This is a genomic window from Nostoc sp. (assembly GCF_036917575.1).
GTDB lineage: Bacteria > Cyanobacteriota > Cyanobacteriia > Cyanobacteriales > Nostocaceae > Nostoc.
The window spans coordinates 69,706-87,608 of sequence record NZ_JBALDC010000018.1; the positions used below are offsets into that span (position 1 = coordinate 69,706).

Sequence of the window (17,903 nt, forward strand, 5' to 3'; positions counted from 1 at the left end):
TTATCCTACTACCTCATTCCATTTTTCCTTGCCTTGCTAATTGAAATCCTGTTGAATCCAAAAGCAAAATAAAAGCTCCTGGCAAGCTCAACAACCAGCTGAAGGCTGTAATTGTTAGGGATAACAGCAGAGCCTGTTCTGTCGTTAAGCCAATACGATTGAACAGGTAAATCCATAAACCCTCTTTTAGACCCAGCCCTCCTAAAGATATGGGCAGCAAGGTAACTACTACGATGATGGGAATAAATACTAAAAGCTGTAAATAAGAAATAGGTATTTTTAACTGTTGCGCCACAAGGTAGTGGTAATAAACTATAGCCAATTGTAGTAAAATGGATAACCCCATTGACACAGCTAGGGCTGTACGATCCTGGGCGAATTTTCGCAACAGAATTTGAATTTTAGCAAAACGAGCAGCTACTTTGCCAAGCCGAAACTTTTCTAACCAAGGTTCTGCTAATATTAATAGTCTGGGGCTTGATATGAGTAAGACTGCTCCTACTAAAGCACCTAAACAGGCAATAAATAACAAAATAATATCCCAGCGTCCTATTAATCTAAAAGCGGGAGGTAGCCCAATTAAAGCCAAAGCAGATAAAGCTGCTAACCCAGTAAATCTTTCTAAAAATACAGATACTAATGCAACTTCTGAATCTTTCGTTACTTGAGCAACTCTATAAACCCGATATACATCTCCTCCAAGAGCGCCTGGTAAAAAAATATTGAGAAACATTCCTGCAAAATAGCTATTAAGCAAACTGCTCATTGGTGCTGAATGACCGCTCGAATTAATAACAATCTGCCAGCGCCAGCAACTTAAAAACTGGCAACCAGTGTAATAGACCAAAACTAGGATGATAAAGGATAAAGATAAATGTTTAAACTGATTCCATGCTTGAATAAAATCTATACGAGTAAATACAAAAGCAAGTATACCAATACTTACAGTTGTTTTGATGAATGTGATTGGTTTGATTTTCATTTTCTTATATTTTATTCTATATATAAATCTGTATTAATCAGTTGATAAATACAGATATCTTAATTAATAAGCACCTAAATCTTTGCCTTGATTGGGTATACGTTTTGGTAATCCATCTTCTGGCTGCCAAAATCGCAAACGAGTTCCAAAGCTATCTATAACTGGTTTACCTAATGTTTCGATATACTCCCAAGTATTGCGTTCAAATCTCCCTCTTCTGGCATCATCTATATGAATCCATACACGTTGATGTCTTTCTAATATATGATTTATTTGATCTATATTATTGACTACTACTCCACCAGCCCACCTATCAATTAATGTCCCGTTATGCCAGTAAATAGCATCTAAATATTCTGTTCCCATTAAAAAATAATCTAACCTGTTTAAGTTAATTGCAGCAAATGAAGGGGTAGATGAAATAACTATATCTGCTGGATTTTTATGTTGTTGTATATACTCAAAGATTTTGGTATTATTTCTATTAATTGTTTCCGAATAAGCCGCTAATACTTTAGTTGGTTGTGAGTTAATAATTATTATTATCAAACTATATATCAACATAGCATTTTTTATAGATATAAATCCATTTGTTGTTACCTGTAATTGATTCCCAATAGTTTCCACTAAACATATCATGCTGTAAATAGCTAGCGAGATAAATATTGGATAAACACTGTAAATGTAGCGTTCTTGTAATTGATAAGTAAGAAGAGTTACAATAATTACTTGAGAGAGAAACAAAACAAAAAAGAAAGATAATATAGGGTCAGATTTTTTAAAAAAGTAAAGTATTCCTATACAGAAGAAGCAACTATAAATTATTTGCATTCTATTAGAACCAATAAATATATTGGAAATTAACATTGTAATATCAGAAAAGTGTAGCCTTAGATAACTAGCCGTACTGTCAGATATTGCAGCCAAAGGAGTTAAAAGACGGATAGCCGCAAAACCAAGGTCATATATAAAAATAGCTAAAGTAACTACACATCCTAAAATAATGTGCCAGTCTTGCAATAAGCTAAACGGACGATAAAAATAAAGGAAACCAATTAAAAATACTGGCAGTAGAGTTAGGCTAATCTCTTGAGTTATTAAAGTTAAAGTAAAAGAGATAAAGAAGAGGTGTTGATAATACTTTCCAGATTTTTCAATAAAACCCTTGAAGAATGACCATAAAGATAGAATAGTTAAACATTGCAGAACCTGATAAAAACGTATATTGCGTGAATACCAAAGTTCCCAAGGGTTGATAGCTAAAATTGCTGTTACTACTAGAGCAATCCAAACCTTTCCAGTTAGTTGGCGAGCAAAGATATAGACTAAAACTAGAGTAGCTGTACCCCAAAGCGCAGATAGCAAGCGAGCATTAACTATAGAATCTCCCACTACTCGTAACCAAAGAGCTAGCAAGTAATGATAAAAAGGCCCACGAGTATACCAAATACCAGAAGTAGCTATGGGTGCGCCCGTGCGAAGGATTCCTCTAGCAGCGTCTAGGGAAGTATTTTCATCAGAGTCTAAGTCGATAAAACCAAGGTTATAAACCCTCAGCCCAAACCCTACACTGACGATGAGGATGAGAAATATCCACTCACCCCAAATTGGCCATCTCTGCTGTATGAGATTAAATTTATCTTGCAATACTCGGATTGGTGATTGTTCCCGTTTCTGCATCCAAACGAAAATGTAGGCAATAATCGCTGCTACAAACGCTAAACTAAAGACAAAGAAGACATTTCCACCTGATGCCAAGCTGAAACTAACACAAGCTACTAAACCCAGCGAGAACCAAATAAAAGATAAAGGTAATTTATTAATCTTTCTATTGACGCGAATGTAAACTAATGTCAATATAATTACGGCTGTAAACCCAAACAATATTATATAGTTGCTTTGTGGTTGGGCAAATAGTAATCCAACTTCTGCTTCTGCAAAGCGGTGTTTTAGTAAACCAATAGTCGCTAAAAATAAAGTACTTGGTGAAAGTATTGCAGATCCTGCAACAAAATTATCCCACCAACGATTCCCATATCCCAGCCATAAACCTAAAAGTGAAGCATAAATTACGGCAAAGACAACTCCTCCTATTAGCCATAGACTTTGATGCCATAAATAATTAGGATAATTGAGCAGATAGGCATTACCTTCAAAGTTGCGTTGGAAACCTTCTGCTTTAGGTTTACCTAAAAGACTTACAGGTTTATCCTCATCTGCACCTTCTGTCCATCTAGATATAGGTTGATTTAAACCTGTCCAAGTATTATCAGTGGTAATTTCGCCAACAATTTCGCCAGTTGTTGTTTCTGCCCATCCATCTAGAAAAAAATTAAGAATACTATTAGGGTTAATAGAGTTATTCCCTGTTAATACGGTATTTAATGAACTAATTAAGCTTACAGTTAATGTATTATTTCCAGGTTTTAGAAAGCTTGTAATTTCTAAAATATGTAACTGCTTGTTGTTTTCGTTTTTATAACTATTAATAAGATTGCCGTTGAGTAACAGAGAATATGCACCTTGCCCAGCAAATCGAATGTAGGCGCGAGAAATCCGATCTGTTGGTATTTGCCAACTACCTCTAAGCCATGCTTGCCCTTGAGAACTTTGATTTCCTGTAATCCAATTACCCTGTAAAGGGCGGTCAAATAAATTTTTACTTAAGCGACTGTAAGTTGCTTCTTGAACTGAACCCAGTAATTTAGCTTCTGACCAGTTTTCATCTGAAAAATCTCGGTCAAACCATTGAAGAGATTGACGAGTTTCTGACAGATTAGAAACTCTCCAGGTAGTTTCTCCCGTTGATAAACTAATCGGTTTAGCATCATCTGTAGGATAAACAGCCCCTTCAACAACTACATGAGGATTAGTTTTTCCTTTTTGAACTTCTAATGCAATAACATTTTTACCTGGTCGTAAATAACGAGTTATGTCTATATAAGCAGTTAATTTCCAGTCATTGGAACTAGCCAGTAAATAATTGACTGATGTTTTAGTATTGTAATGATTACTATCATTAATGCCTTGAAAAGGTATTCTCAATCCTGCACCTAATCCAAGAGAATTATTGAGAACACTATTTTCTCTTGCTATAGGTCTGCTATTTACATACAGGGTAAAGTCATTATCAGCACTTATTCGTAGCCAGCCTGCTTTTGGATTATCAGGTAAATTAAAGGTATTGCGTGTATAAAAACGGTAAGTAGGTGTTTGAGGGGCAATCCACTGAGCTTGTTGCGACCAATTTACGCGCTCTACAGAAGTAGGTATTTTCTCCCAAATAGAAAACATCAAACTTCCCAGTAATAATCCTAAAGCTAATATCAACCCCAATGGTAACCAACGCTCTGAACGTTCCATTATTATTCCTCTACTCCTGATTCATCCCAAGCTTTGGTGTCAACCGATTGACGGTATCTTTCCCAAGTTTTACTAATATTACCTTTGTTATATTCATCCCAAGTCAGATGGACATAGGCTTGTCCCATTAAACCAATCCCTGGTTCTTGAAAGTACTTCTGCCCTTCTATGATTTGTTTAGCAACTTCAGCCGATTTCTGAAATTCTCCATTAACAACTCTGGCTAGCATCAGGTCATATAAAGCCTCAACATGACCGGGAAATATGCTGAATGTTTTTTCAAAAATATCTGCTGCTGTACCAGCATTTCTAGTATTAGGTTCGTTGAAATAATTAACACCTCTATTCAAAACGGCTGCCACCAAATACCCTCTTACTAAAAAGCGGTTAGGCTGAATCTCTAAAGATTTTTGAAAATAATTTTCTGATTCTAAAAAATTACTATCTTTATAATTTTCTAGACCCTGAATGAAATTAATTAATCCTGGTTCGGCTGTATCTGTATATAACTCTGCTCTTGCCAGGCGCTCTAAAAATTCTTCATCTCCCTGCAAAGGTGGATACAATCTTGTTAAAAATTGACTGGTGTTTACTACTTGAGAATATTCACCTTTAGCAAACTGCACATTTAATTGATAATTAACAATATTAAAATAAATATGAGAGCCTAAAATAGCAGAAAATAATAGTAAGCTCACAGGCACTAATATTTTCATATCTTTAGTTAGAGAATTGATTCCCTGCTGTTCGTAGGCTAAATAAAGGCCCATTAGACAAATCAGCACTCCAATTAGGCTGAAGCTCCAACCTTGCCCAATAAAAGCAAAAAAACTATTTTTATAGCCAAATCCTTCAAGGATAACTTTATCCCATGATGGAAGTTGAAAAAATCGGCTATCATCAATTTCCATGCCAAAAGTAGAAGCAGGAACATCTGGATTATCCAAAACTATATTCTGTTTCCATTGAGCTTGAACTTCTGAGAAATTTTTATCTACATGAGATGATACTTTTTCTCCCTGGTTATAGTATTCTGCTGCAATAAAAGATATAGCAGGTGACCAAGTTGTAATGAAATAGGGAAAAAGTAATATTGGTATTAATGCACCCCAAAAAACTAAGCGTGGAGCTTGTCGAACATGAAATGCAAAAGTGTAAGTAAAACCTGCGATCGCACACAAAGCTAATGGCACTCTCACAGCATTTGCCCAAAATAGATTCGTACCGAATGCTTTTAGGGTTTCTGGAGGTAACCGATACCAAGGATAGATGGCTCCTAGTAATAGTAAAATAGAGCCAATTAACAGAGTAATCCTTTCTCGATTAAACCAATTAGTAAAGGCAAAAAATCTGTAAGTCCAATAACTTTTATTCATCTGTTAATTTCTCTCTGCGATTGGCAATGATGCAGATTTGGTATTTAGGCGATCGCCTGGATTTAGAGCTAAGGGAGATAACACTACTTCTTCTCCTGACTTTAGGCCTGCCAGCATTTCACGCTGATTATCAAATGTTCTCCCTAGCTTGACTTTTTTCACAACAGCTTTGCCTGCTTCGGCAACCATCACCATACCTTCACCAGCAGATAAATGAGTAACAGAACTTTCTGGAATCATTAAAGCTGTTCTACTTTGCTCAGTAAACTGAACATAACCTTGCAAACCCGGAGGCATTTGCAACTTATCAATAGCAACCCAAACAGAATAAGTAAATTGTCGGTCAATACCCACTTTACTGGGCTTATTAGTATTAGTTTGTACAGTTGGATTCAACTGAATGACTCGTCCCTCAAAAGTACGTCCAGGATATGCCACCAAGCGCACTATAGCTTTATTACCCACTTTGACTGCATTAAGCCTAGCTTGATCAATGTAAGCCTTAAATACAACATTCTGAGTTAAGGTTATTAATGAGTTACGGTCTCGTGCATCCGCTATTTCACCAGCATTTATGTTTACCGAACTCACTAAACCATCGGTGCTGGCATATATAACTGTTCTACTTAAATTTCTCAGAGCCTCTTGCAGTTCTATTCTTCTATTGTCAACTGTCAGGCGAGCATTTTTTACATCTTTATCTAGTGTCTGCTGGGCTAATGACAGAGCTTGGTGAGAAGAAATGAAGTCGTTCTGGCGAGCAATGTAGAAATCTTGGTTGGTAAATTGCTGGCTTTGGGTACTAATAATTCCCTGTTGAGCAGCTGCTAATTCTCTTTTGCGAGTTGCATAGATATCTTGCATATCATAGAGTTGAAACTTGGATATTGCTCCTTGATCTGCTAGAATTTTAATTTGTCTCAGTTTCTCTTCAGCAGTCCCTACCCTTACCTGAGCAGCCTGGATATTGTTGTTTAATTCTTGATCTGCAAGTTTGTCAATTGTTCTTAGTCTAGTTTTAGCTGAATAAAACCTATCTTGAGCAGACTTAACATCCTCTTTCAAGTCTGATAACTTTTCTGATACTGAGTTTTCCACGGTTGTAAGGTTCTTTTCTGCAATAGTGAGGTTATTGCGAGCCGTATTTACTCCATTTACAAAGGGAGCTTTTTGTAACTGGAGCAGTGGTTGGTCTTGGCGCACCCATTGCCCTTCCTCAACGAAAAGTTTTTCTACAGGTCCCGATACTAAAGAACGAACATTCACCTCCTCCATACCAACAGATTCACCAGGAGCAGCTAGATTATCCTCTAAACTTTTTGACTCTACTAACGCAGTTTCTACTTGGATAGGTTTACCAGCCATACGTTGTAAAGCTGGATAACCAAAACCTGAAGAGTAAAATCTTGAACCTGGGTCTTTGAGAGCAGGAAAAAGTACAGTAAAGCTTAAAATCCCCATTAAACCTAAAGGGGCTACTACGCAAGTAGTGAGAATTCCGCGAGTTAAAAGAAGACGTTGTTGTGTCATGGTATACGGAAACGTTATTCAAGTCTGGATTTATTTAAGTATTTTTGTAAAAGCTATATAGATACTTCCCTGAATGGAGAACAAACTAATATTCCTCATAAAAATCACAATTAATCGTGTAAAGGTTATATGAATACTTCCCTGAATGGAGAACAAACTAACATTCCTTATAAAAATCACAATTAATTGCAAATTTTTACTAAGCAATAGTTCCGGTAGCTTTTGCGGGTACAGTGTTATTCAATGCGTTTGCCAGTACTTGCTGCCACATAGGTGTAATGTTATGCCAGTTAAAACGAACTTGTATATCTGCTAAACCTTGTTGACCCATTTTTTGGGCTTTAGTGGGATTTGATAATAAAGTCAAGATTGCTTGTGCTAAAGCTTCTGGGTCTTTTTCTGGTACTAATAATCCTGTAGTTCCAGAATGGATTACATCGACAATTCCCCCTACAGCACTGGCAATTACAGGCTTTTGATGGGCTAAAGCTTCTATCATTACTATTCCTAAGCCTTCAGTATCGCCCTTGCTATCTACAATTGCTGGTAGTACAAATATGTCACACCCAGCGTATTCATCAGCTAATTCTTCTTTACTGACAAAGCCAAGGAAATCTACTACATCATTTAGACCTATCGCATCACACTGTGATTTAATCTCATCTTCGAGAATTCCCTTGCCCACAACGCGTAAGCGTACAGGATATTTGGCTAAGACCGAAGGTAGAGCTGCTAATAAATATCGCAAACCTTTACGTTCATCTAACCTACCAACAAACAAAAGCTTAGGCACTTCCTCTGGAGAACGTTTTTTAGGTGGCTTTGGCTTTATAGTCATACCGTAAGGGATAACGGTAACAGGCCCATCATAAAGCTTACGAATTAACCCACTAGTAAAAGAAGAATTAGCTGTCACACCTTTAGCGAGAAACAGTAACCAACGGAGGATATGTGTCACAAAACCAAACTTATTAGCTAACATGAGTTCGGCTCCGTGGAAACTAAATACCATCGGAATACCCAATAATATGCTGGCAGGTAAAGCAATTAACCCATGAGGAAAGGGCCAATGAATCTGGAGTAAATTTGGCTTTTCCTTGCAGCATACCCAAAACAATTGCAACATACCAAACAAGATATAAAAAGCAGCAACTATCAAATAAAGAGGTTGTCTTTGTAACTTGGTAGGAGCGCCATCCCTTGCCAAGTTTTCAAAACGTTTTGGGCAGTAGCGAAAGCGAAATACTTTTACTCCATCTAATACATGGCTTTTAGAACCTTCATAGGCAGGAGCAAATACTGTAAACTTGGCCCCTGTTATTTGTAAGCGTAAAATTGCCTCACGTACAAAAGCACCATGATTGCAGTCAGCAGTTGTAGGATATACAGAAGTGACAACAAAAATGTGTTTACCTTGAATATTCATAAATATAAAAAAATTACTACATTGGGGATAAAAATTAAACCCAGAAGAATATGACTAACTCCTTCTGGGTTTATTTATGGCTAGTTTAATTGACTAGATTATTTCCTGTTGAACAACATCAAAATAGTTTATAACTGAACCAATGCTTTTCTCTTGGTGTTGATTAATTAAACGACCTTGAGTATGAAACCACCACCACAACTTGACAAAATCAATAGCTGAAGTCAGAAGACGCTTTTTGCCAAACTTGCTTGTTCCCGAGTGCCGAGGATGCCAGGGTGTAGGAACTTCTGTAACGTTATATCCCTGTGCTGCTAATACTGCTAATAGGTAGCGATGGGTAATTTTTTCTATTGGCAAAGCCGATAATAAATCACGACGGACTAGTTTGATCCAGTTCATATCATGGATTTTTAAACCAAAGAGTAAACGACAAGTAGTATTGGCTAATTTAGAAGCAAGAATCTTCCTATCCCCCCGTTTCTGCCGCCAACCAGCCACTGCATCTACCCCTGGTACACAAGCTTTTAATAGTAATGGTAAGTCAGTCCGGGGATCTGACTCTAAGTCTGCTTGTCCCCAAAATATCCAATCGGTTCTGACATAATCTAATGCCGTCTTCCATACTCCAGTTACACCAAGCCTATAGGGATGGCGAATGATGCTTAAATAATCGCATTTTTCACTCATTTTCTTGAGAATTTGATAGCTATTATCTGTGCTACCATCATCAACCACTAGTACTGGCAAACTAAAGCCCATATCCTTAAACGCTTCTTCTATATTAAGCAGGAGCCGTTCTAAATTTCCTTCTTCGTTAAGACATGGGATAACTATAGTAATTGAATAATTAGGAGATAATATCTCTTGTTTAAGATCAGAATTTTCAAATATGTTTTTAGCAGTTAGTTTGATCATTTTTTCACTAAAAAAACTCTCGTTATAATGTTAAAAATACAATTTGATAGACAATTTATAAATATTTTCCAAAATATTTTGAATACTGCATATACAGATAACTAATAACATTTGCTAATAATCAAAATGTTAGTAATATTTAGATGTATATCTATACTCTGAGTCAATATTATTAGCTAGTTGATTAATTGCTAATCAATTTTAGCCAGAAGATTGGTAGCAAAAAAATAAGTTATTTAATTTAACTAGTATTGTTTTAGATCAAATAAATCTAAAATTGCAATCCAGTTGTTCATTAAAAATCCTATCCTTGTAAACAAATATAATTTCTAAAGTTATAAAATCAATCAGTATTTATAGCCATTTTTTTTAATCTATTATTTTTGCTAATAGTTTTTAAAGAAGCGAATTTATTGTTTTTAATAGTATTTTTACTATTTATTCTTTAACTAAAAAAAATAAATTATTAACTTTTTGTGTGTTATTACAGAGACTCATATTCATACTTAATAATCACTATTTTTAAAATAGCGATTGCTATAGATAAAAAATAAGTAAGTATACGGTAAATTTTATAATTATGGTAAGCTCGACTTTATCCATTTTTCCCTACGGATCATCACAAATATAGGCGATCGCTAAAAGACGTGGGTTTTGTTGCATACATAACATTTAGATAACCCTCTTTCAAGAAACAAGGCAAGAGGCAGGAGGCAGAAGGGAAGAGGATTTGACTTGTTTCTTCCATCCATAAAGGAATAAATCGCGTCCCTGGAATATGTTATATCAGCCAATACCGTTCACTTAAGCTTTTTTCTCCCCCTGCCTCTCCTGCTCAAGAACAGCTTGCCTTAACAGATAAATTTCCCTAACTTTGCGGCGTAGACAGCAAGTAGTTTACTGCTAGGCATAGCTTTTCTAAAATATGAATGTAGGTTTTTCAAAAAACTTTCAAAGACTCCCCTGAATAATCAAAAGCAGACAGATGGTTAACTAATATTAAAAAAGGTTAATCTATTCATAAAGTAGTCAAACTGCAAATTGAATATCACATTAAAAAAAGTTAATGGAAGCTGGAAATATTGATACAGAAGCGGTGAGGTTAGAAGCCCTCCGCCAGTATCAGATTCTTGACACCGAACCCGAAAAAGCTTATGACAATCTTGCTCAGTTAGCGGCATTTATTTGTGGCACTCCCATATCTTTGGTAAATTTCATTGATGAAAATCGTCAATGGTTTAAGGCAAAAGTAGGTTTAGATGTATCGGAAATGCCCCGGAGTGTTGGATTATCTTATCTTTGCCAAGAGCAGCGTCATGTTGTAGTGATTTATGATACCTTAGCTGATGAGAAGTTGGCAAGTAATCCAGCAGTAAGTGGCTATCCATATATACGGTTTTATGCAGGTGTACCCTTAATTACTCCGAAGGGAGATATATTGGGAACTCTGTGTGTAATTGACCAAGTTCCACGACAACTAAGCCAAAAACAAGTGGAGGCGTTTGTGGATTTGAGTCGCTTAGTAATCGACCAACTAGAACTCAGGCGTCATATAAGTGAGGTATCTAAAGTTACTGAAAAACTAGTGGCGCATGAACAAGCAGCCCATGCCCAATCTGAAGCCACCAAAACCCGCATCACCAATCTTCTCGAAAGTATCACTGATGGTTTTTTTGCCTTGGATCAAAAGTGGCAATTCACCTATATAAATGGTCAAGCAGAACAACTATTACAAAAAACTTGCAATGAGTTATTGGGTAAAAACATCTGGGAGGTATTTCCAGAAATTATCGGTACAACATTTGATTATGAATATCGCAGGGCAATCTTAGAACAGGTTAGTGTCGAATTTGAGGAGTTTTATCTGCCACAGCAGCAGTGGCTTAAAGTCCATGCCTATCCGGCAAAAGACGGCTTGTCTGTTTATTTCCAAAACGTTACTGAACAACGGAGAACAGCAGAAGCCCTACAAGAAAGTGAAGAACGTTGGCAATTAGCATTACATGGTAATAATGACGGTATTTGGGATTGGAACCTCAAAACTAATGAAGTGTTCTTCTCAACTCGATGGAAGGAAATGCTCGACTATAAAGACTGCGAAGTTTCCAACCGTTGGGATGAATGGACAAAACGAATCCATCCCGATGAGCGAGATTGGGTACTTCAGACTTTCCAAGACCACTTTGCTAAGAAAACACCGTTTTACGTCTGTGAATATCGAGTCCAGTGCCGAGACGGCAGCTATAAATGGATTCTAGATCGAGGACAAGCACTTTGGGACGCATTGGGTGATATAGTGCGGATGGTTGGTTCTTATACTGATATCACAGATCGCAAGCGGGCAGATGAAGAATTAAATCGGCAAAATCTGCGATCGCAACTATTTGCCCAAATCACCCTTAAAATCCGAGAATCTTTACAGATAGATGAAATTCTTCAAACCACTGTTACAGAGGTACAAAAACTACTACAAGCTGACCGTGTATCAATTTTTAGACTGGAAACTGACGGTTCGGGAACAGTGGTACAAGAGGCAGTGCTGCCTAGTTGGCCAGTAATTCTAGGAGAAAATATTTTTGACCCTTGCTTTAAAGAAGAATATATAGAAAGATATCGCCAGGGAAGAGTAACTGCCCTTGAAGACATTGAAGCTGCTCATATTCAACCATGCCATCGAGAATTTCTTCAGCAGTTTGCTGTCAGGGCTAACCTCGTAGTGCCGATTCTTATCAGGGACGATATTTGGGGCTTATTGCTAGCTCATCAGTGTGACGCACCTCGACAGTGGAATCAGTTTGAGATGGATTTGTTACAGCAATTAGCAAACCAAATTGGGATTGCTTTATCCCAAGCACAACTATTAGAAAAAGAAACCCAGCAAAGTCAGGAACTTACTCGTTCTAATGCGGAATTAGAACAATTTGCCTACGTAGCTTCCCATGATTTACAAGAGCCGTTGCGGATGGTAACTAGTTATTTACAACTGCTAGAGCGGAGATACAAAAACAAACTGGATGCCAATGCAGATCAGTTTATTGCCTATGCAGTTAATGGGGCCAGTCGGATGCAGACCCTAATCAACGATTTGTTGAACTATTCGCGCGTCAGCACCCGTGGACAGCCTTTAGTATCAGTTGATTGTAGTGTTGTCTTAGAACAGGTGCTGATTAATCTTCAAGTTGCGATCGCAGATAGAAAGGCAGTTATCACTTACGATACTCTACCTCAAGTGATGGCTGATGCTACCCAATTAACACAAGTATTTCAAAACCTGATTGCCAACGCGATCAAATTTTGCGATCGTCAACAGCCACGAATTCATATTGGAGTGGGGAGTGGGAAGTCTGGAGCAGAGGAGCAGAGGGGCAGAGGGGCAGAGAAGAATAACAATACTCAGTTTCTCACTGAAAATGAATATTTGTTCTGGGTGCGCGATAATGGAATTGGTTTGGAATCACAATATACTGAACGGATTTTTATAGTTTTTCAGCGCTTGCACGGTAGAGACAAATATCCGGGTACTGGAATTGGTCTGGCAATTTGTAAGAAAATTATTGAACGCCACGGCGGCCGGATTTGGGTTGAGTCGAAACCGAATCAAGGCTCGACTTTCTACTTCACAATTCCACATAGAGCAGGTAAGCAATGGTAAATACCATAACAGCGATTATGCCTATTGAGGTTTTGTTAGTAGAAGATAATCCTGGCGATGTCCAACTTACACGCATCGCCCTAGAAGATAGTAAAATTTCAATTCACTTGAACGTAGTCGAAGATGGTGTAGAGGCAATGGCATTCTTGCGAAAACAGGGAAAATATGCTAGATTACCTCATCCAGATATTGTACTACTCGATTTTAACCTTCCGAAAAAAGATGGACGAGAAGTATTAGCAGAAATAAAAGGAGATGAAAACCTCAAACGAATTCCTGTAGTAGTTTTGACTACTTCCCAGGCTGAAGAGGATATCCTCAAGGCCTATAACCTTTTTGCTAACTGTTATATAACTAAGCCAGTAGATTTCGATCAATTCGTTAAAATTGTCCAATCAATAGAAAATTTTTGGTTTGAGATTGTAAAACTGCCACCGGAGTAGTGGAAATGGCAGGTGAAAATATTATTAAAGTTTTGTTAGTAGAAGACAACCCTGGTGATGTCTTATTGTTACAAGAGTTATTCAAAGAAGTTACTACAGCTGTAGTTGAGTTAATGCCCGTTGAACGGCTTTATGAAGCAGTCAACTATCTAACAAACGAAATTTTTGATGTTATTTTATTAGACCTCTCGCTGCCAGATAGCCAGGGATTACAAACCTTTGTCATCGCTCATAATCAGGCAAAAGCAACTCCAATTATTGTGCTGACGGGTATAAATGATGAAACCTTGGCAACTAGCGCAATGCAACAAGGAGCGCAGGATTATTTAGTGAAGGGGCAAGTAACTGGCGACTTGCTAGTGCGTTCTATGCGTTATGCCATCGAACGTCAACGGGCAGACAATGCACTGCGGCAGAGTGAAGAGCGATTTCGGGTTGCACTGAAAAACTCTCCAATTTTTGTCTACAACCAAGATAAAGATTTACGGTACACCTGGGTTTACAATCCTCCATCTGGATTGATAGTTGAGGAAATATTGGGCAAGCAAGACTTAGATATCATCACAGTAGAAGATGCTCAACATCTCACTACAATTAAACGTGGGGTGCTGACTACAGGCATAGGAACGCGAGAGGAAGTATCAATTACCATCAAAGATACAACACGATATTACGATTTAACTGTCGAGCCACTACGAAATGAAACCCAAGAAATTGTCGGGGTGACATGTGCCAGTATAGATATTAGCGAACGACAAGCTGCGCTACGCGAACAGCAAGCTGCGCTACGCGAACGCAAATTAGCAGAAGAAAAAATTCACGAACAAGCAGCATTACTAGATGTCGCTACAGATGCCATTTGCGTTCGAGATTTAAACAATCAAATTATCTTCTGGAACAAAGGCGCAGAAATACTTTACGGCTGGCAAGCTACAGAGGCTTGGGGCAAAAATGCTAGCGAGCTTTTGTATGACGAACCTTCACCGGAAATTGAAGCGGCTTTATTGCAAGTTATTAGTCAAGGTAAGTGGCAGGGCGAGTTAACAAAACTTACTAAAACGAACAAAGAAATCCTTGTTGCTAGTCGCTGGAGTCTGGTATGCGATGAACAAGGAAAACCCAAATCAATTCTCACCGTTGACACAGATATTACCGAGAAAAAGCATCTAGAAGCCCAATTATTTCGCGCTCAACGCCTGGAAAGCATTGGTACTTTAGCTAGTGGTATTGCTCACGACCTCAATAACATCCTGACACCGATTTTGGCAGGAGCGCAACTGCTACCGTTGAAATTTCCCAATGCAGATGAGCGAACTCGTCATCTCCTAGAAATTTTAGAAATCAACGCTAGACGCGGTGCTGATTTGGTCAAACAAGTGCTGTCCTTTACGCGGGGTGTAGAAGGGAAGCACATCACTTTGCAACTCAAACATATAATTGTGGAAATTGCCAAGATTCTTAAAGAGACCTTTCCCAAATCGATAGAAATCAGCACTAATGTACCGCAAGATTTGTGGATGGTTTCTGGAGATAGTACCCAATTGCATCAAGTGCTGATGAATCTCTGCGTTAATGCCCGCGATGCTATGTCCAATGGCGGTACTTTGAGTATTTCTGCTGAAAATATGTTGATTGACGCAAATTATGCCCGTATGAACCTAGAAGCCAAAGAGGGGCCTTACATAGTGATTACTGTCTCTGATACTGGAATTGGTATTCCTAAAGAAATGCTAGATAGAATTTTTGAGCCATTCTTTACGACAAAAGATGTCGGACAAGGCACTGGTTTAGGACTTTCCACAGTACTGGGGATTATTAAAAGTCACGAAGGTTTTGTAAACGTGTATAGCGAGCCGGGGAGTGAGACTAGCTTTCAGGTTTACTTACCAGGTGTAGAGGGAATGGAAACAACTAGCCCCAAAGATTTGCCACCACACACAGGACATGGAGAATTGATTTTGGTTGTGGATGATGAAGCAGCCATTCAAGAGATTGCGATAACATCATTAGAAGCTTACAACTATAAAATCTTAGTTGCCAGCGATGGCATTGAGGCGATCGCGTTATATGCTCAAAATAAAGACAAAATTAGTGCCGTCCTCATGGATATTATGCTGCCCTCACTGGATGGTTTAACTGCCATCCGTACCTTGCAAAAAATCAACCCCCAAGTCAGAATTATCGCCAGCAGTGGACTTATGTCTGACAATAAGCTCAGTGCAGTAGCAGCCATTGGTGTCAATACATTTTTGTCGAAGCCCTATACTGTCAACGAATTATTGCTTTCTTTACAGAAAGTACTATCAAAAGTCAACTAATTACGTAATTATACTGTTAGATGTGAGTACAAAACGCTGCTTTATTAATATAAGTACAAATTGCTTGGATTTGATATGATTGAGCATTCGTTAACACACTCGTTTTACCGATACTCACAGCTTGGCTAAATCAATATGCCTCGGTTCCTTAAGTTAATTATCAATATAGTAGTCTTAGGTGCATTGTTACTCATATCCCTGCAAGTTTGGGCGCAAGATTGGCGTCCGCTTCGTGGTGGCATCCCTTTCGGTATCAGTGGTATAGCGTTGATAGAGCAACAAAGCAATACGCTCGATTTTCTGATTGTCCATGACAACAAACAAAAAAACCAAGGTCGTTTAGCAATCATCAGCATTAAGGGTAAAAATCAACCTGAATATTTTCCATTGAACTGGCCGAGTAACATAGAATTACCCATAGATTTAGAAGCTTTAACATCTGTTCCAGAAAAAACAAAATTCTCATTTATCGCTTTAAGCAGTTCTGGAAAAGCTTATTACATCAGGTTAGAGCCTGCCAAGAAGACTATCTCTATTATCAAGGAATTCAATCTACCAGGAATTATTCAAGGAAATAATTTTGAAGCATTTGGACTACAAAATATAGATGGTAAATTAGTTGCTATTTGGGGACATAGAGGTGAAGCAGAACAACCAGCAACTATTTTTTGGGGAATATTTGATTTAGCTAAATATCAAATTACCCTCGTAGGTTCTACCAATCTGAAAGTACCGTTTCCATCTGGAAATGTTCGCCATATTTCAGATATTAAGGTAGACCCCGTAGGAGTTGTATATATCACTTCAGCAAGTGATGCCGGAGATGATGGCCCATTTCAGTCAGCTGTGTATGTCGCTGGTTACTTGGGATGGCATGGCAATAAAATTGTATGGCGACAAAATTCTCAATTTGTTCCTCTCTACCGCTCTGATTATCACAAAATTGAAGGTGTGGAACTTGTTCCCGGTGCAGAAGGTGGTGTAGTAGTTGGTACAGATGATGAGAATTTGGGTTCCTATGTATACATTTTAGGTGAAAGTAGCTGAACTATGTCCTTTGATAACCTGTGCAAAAACTTGAGGGCGGACATTCTTTGTGCTATCCACTTTTAGCTTGTTGAGAGTGCGATCGCACTTTTAAATCTAAATAAAATTAGTTTTATAAAATTAATGTTTCGAGCTTTGCCTGTACTTCTTCTATTAAATCTTGTGAAACGCTCTCAACAAATTTTACCTTTCTAGCTTTCCAATCGAGTGTTTTAATTTGGTCGGATAACACAACTCCTTTTGTTTGCATTCCCTCAACAAGTGGAACTTCAAAACTAAGCCCTTTTATTTTACTAGTTATCGGACACGCTAAAACTAAAGAAGCCATTCGATTGTATTTAATTGGAGATATAACAAGAACAGGGCGGTAGCCCATTTGCTCCCGCCCTTGCTGTTGTAGTTCATTGTTCATTGTCCTAGCAATGTCATCAAATGACATTCCTGATGCGTAAAGGGCAAATGCACGCTGAATCGAATCAACCGTAAACTGCTGTGTAGCTCCAAATTCTAATTTGATAATATCTCCTCTTTTCGGAAAGTATGGATTAACTATCAATCTTCATTCCCCACAGCGTTTCCAGTTTCAAATTCCGGATGAAATTTATCAGGAGTCATACCTTCGAGCAACTCATCAAGGGTGTACTTTTTTCTTTTTTGTGGTGTAATTATAATGTTATTACCTTCCACACTAAGGTCTATATTTGTCCCTTCGGTTACATGTGCTTGTTCAGCTACAGCTCTTGGAATCCGAATAGCTAAACTATTTCCCCATTTAGCAACAACTGCGGTCATAGCTATCTCCAAAAATTTTGTTAGCGATTTACACGCCCGAATTTTAGATTTTCGGA

12 protein-coding genes are annotated in these 17,903 nt (G+C 37.9%); 4 read left to right on the forward strand and 8 right to left on the reverse strand.

The window, feature by feature from the left end; translation table 11 throughout:
* Positions 1 to 13: 13 nt before the first annotated feature.
* The 6 genes from V7K79_RS04360 to V7K79_RS04385 form a co-directional block, all read right to left on the reverse strand.
* Entirely contained in the window at positions 14 to 982 is a 969-nt protein-coding gene (locus V7K79_RS04360) for a lysylphosphatidylglycerol synthase transmembrane domain-containing protein (RefSeq protein ID WP_335045026.1), read from the reverse strand.
* A gap of 63 nt (positions 983 to 1,045) precedes the next feature.
* Complete coding sequence (locus V7K79_RS04365) at positions 1,046 to 4,345, reverse strand: glycosyltransferase family 39 protein (protein ID WP_335045028.1); 3,300 nt, start codon at positions 4,343 to 4,345, stop codon at positions 1,046 to 1,048.
* Between the two features lie 2 nt (positions 4,346 to 4,347).
* Positions 4,348 to 5,721: a tetratricopeptide repeat protein gene (locus tag V7K79_RS04370; protein ID WP_335045030.1), complete on the reverse strand. Its 1,374-nt coding sequence runs from the start codon at positions 5,719 to 5,721 to the stop codon at positions 4,348 to 4,350.
* Between the two features lie 3 nt (positions 5,722 to 5,724).
* Complete coding sequence (locus V7K79_RS04375) at positions 5,725 to 7,251, reverse strand: efflux RND transporter periplasmic adaptor subunit (RefSeq protein WP_335045031.1); 1,527 nt, start codon at positions 7,249 to 7,251, stop codon at positions 5,725 to 5,727.
* A gap of 199 nt (positions 7,252 to 7,450) precedes the next feature.
* Positions 7,451 to 8,677 (reverse strand): glycosyltransferase family 4 protein, encoded by a 1,227-nt coding sequence (locus V7K79_RS04380; RefSeq protein WP_335045033.1) that lies wholly within the window; start codon positions 8,675 to 8,677, stop codon positions 7,451 to 7,453.
* 93 nt (positions 8,678 to 8,770) lie between these two features.
* Positions 8,771 to 9,595 (reverse strand): glycosyltransferase family 2 protein, encoded by an 825-nt coding sequence (locus V7K79_RS04385; RefSeq protein ID WP_335045035.1) that lies wholly within the window; start codon positions 9,593 to 9,595, stop codon positions 8,771 to 8,773.
* Positions 9,596 to 10,661: 1,066 nt separating this feature from the next.
* Between V7K79_RS04385 and V7K79_RS04390 the strand changes: the two genes are divergently transcribed.
* The 4 genes from V7K79_RS04390 (at position 10,662) to V7K79_RS04405 (ending at position 17,055) form a co-directional block, all read left to right on the forward strand.
* Complete coding sequence (locus V7K79_RS04390; RefSeq protein WP_335045036.1) at positions 10,662 to 13,247, forward strand: GAF domain-containing protein; 2,586 nt, start codon at positions 10,662 to 10,664, stop codon at positions 13,245 to 13,247.
* Positions 13,241 to 13,690, forward strand: a complete 450-nt coding sequence (locus V7K79_RS04395; protein ID WP_335045038.1) for a response regulator — start codon at positions 13,241 to 13,243, stop codon at positions 13,688 to 13,690. The genes V7K79_RS04390 and V7K79_RS04395 overlap by 7 nt, the downstream gene beginning before the upstream one ends.
* Before the next feature lie 5 nt (positions 13,691 to 13,695).
* The gene (locus V7K79_RS04400) at positions 13,696 to 16,008 is read left to right on the forward strand and encodes a hybrid sensor histidine kinase/response regulator (RefSeq protein WP_335045040.1); all 2,313 of its coding nucleotides are present in this window, start codon (positions 13,696 to 13,698) and stop codon (positions 16,006 to 16,008) included.
* A gap of 135 nt (positions 16,009 to 16,143) precedes the next feature.
* Complete coding sequence (locus V7K79_RS04405) at positions 16,144 to 17,055, forward strand: hypothetical protein (RefSeq protein WP_335045042.1); 912 nt, start codon at positions 16,144 to 16,146, stop codon at positions 17,053 to 17,055.
* Positions 17,056 to 17,167: 112 nt separating this feature from the next.
* Here V7K79_RS04405 and V7K79_RS04410 read toward each other — a convergent pair whose 3' ends face one another.
* Together V7K79_RS04410 and V7K79_RS04415 are read right to left on the reverse strand one after the other, a co-directional pair.
* Entirely contained in the window at positions 17,168 to 17,611 is a 444-nt protein-coding gene (locus V7K79_RS04410; protein ID WP_335045044.1) for a type II toxin-antitoxin system PemK/MazF family toxin, read from the reverse strand.
* Complete coding sequence (locus V7K79_RS04415; protein ID WP_335045046.1) at positions 17,608 to 17,847, reverse strand: AbrB/MazE/SpoVT family DNA-binding domain-containing protein; 240 nt, start codon at positions 17,845 to 17,847, stop codon at positions 17,608 to 17,610. Before V7K79_RS04415 ends, V7K79_RS04410 begins: the two co-directional genes overlap by 4 nt.
* Positions 17,848 to 17,903 lie beyond the last annotated feature (56 nt).

Excerpts from the sequence above, each read along its gene's own strand:
- V7K79_RS04360 (WP_335045026.1), bottom strand. The coding sequence starts at position 982 with ATGAAAATCAAACCAATCACATTCATCAAAACAACTGTAAGTATTGGT.
- V7K79_RS04365 (WP_335045028.1), bottom strand. The coding sequence starts at position 4,345 with ATGGAACGTTCAGAGCGTTGGTTACCATTGGGGTTGATATTAGCTTTA.
- V7K79_RS04370 (WP_335045030.1), bottom strand. The coding sequence starts at position 5,721 with ATGAATAAAAGTTATTGGACTTACAGATTTTTTGCCTTTACTAATTGG.
- V7K79_RS04375 (WP_335045031.1), bottom strand. The coding sequence starts at position 7,251 with ATGACACAACAACGTCTTCTTTTAACTCGCGGAATTCTCACTACTTGC.
- V7K79_RS04380 (WP_335045033.1), bottom strand. The coding sequence starts at position 8,677 with ATGAATATTCAAGGTAAACACATTTTTGTTGTCACTTCTGTATATCCT.
- V7K79_RS04385 (WP_335045035.1), bottom strand. The coding sequence starts at position 9,595 with ATGATCAAACTAACTGCTAAAAACATATTTGAAAATTCTGATCTTAAA.
- V7K79_RS04390 (WP_335045036.1), top strand. The coding sequence starts at position 10,662 with ATGGAAGCTGGAAATATTGATACAGAAGCGGTGAGGTTAGAAGCCCTC.
- V7K79_RS04395 (WP_335045038.1), top strand. The coding sequence starts at position 13,241 with ATGGTAAATACCATAACAGCGATTATGCCTATTGAGGTTTTGTTAGTA.
- V7K79_RS04400 (WP_335045040.1), top strand. The coding sequence starts at position 13,696 with ATGGCAGGTGAAAATATTATTAAAGTTTTGTTAGTAGAAGACAACCCT.
- V7K79_RS04405 (WP_335045042.1), top strand. The coding sequence starts at position 16,144 with ATGCCTCGGTTCCTTAAGTTAATTATCAATATAGTAGTCTTAGGTGCA.
- V7K79_RS04415 (WP_335045046.1), bottom strand. The coding sequence starts at position 17,847 with ATGACCGCAGTTGTTGCTAAATGGGGAAATAGTTTAGCTATTCGGATT.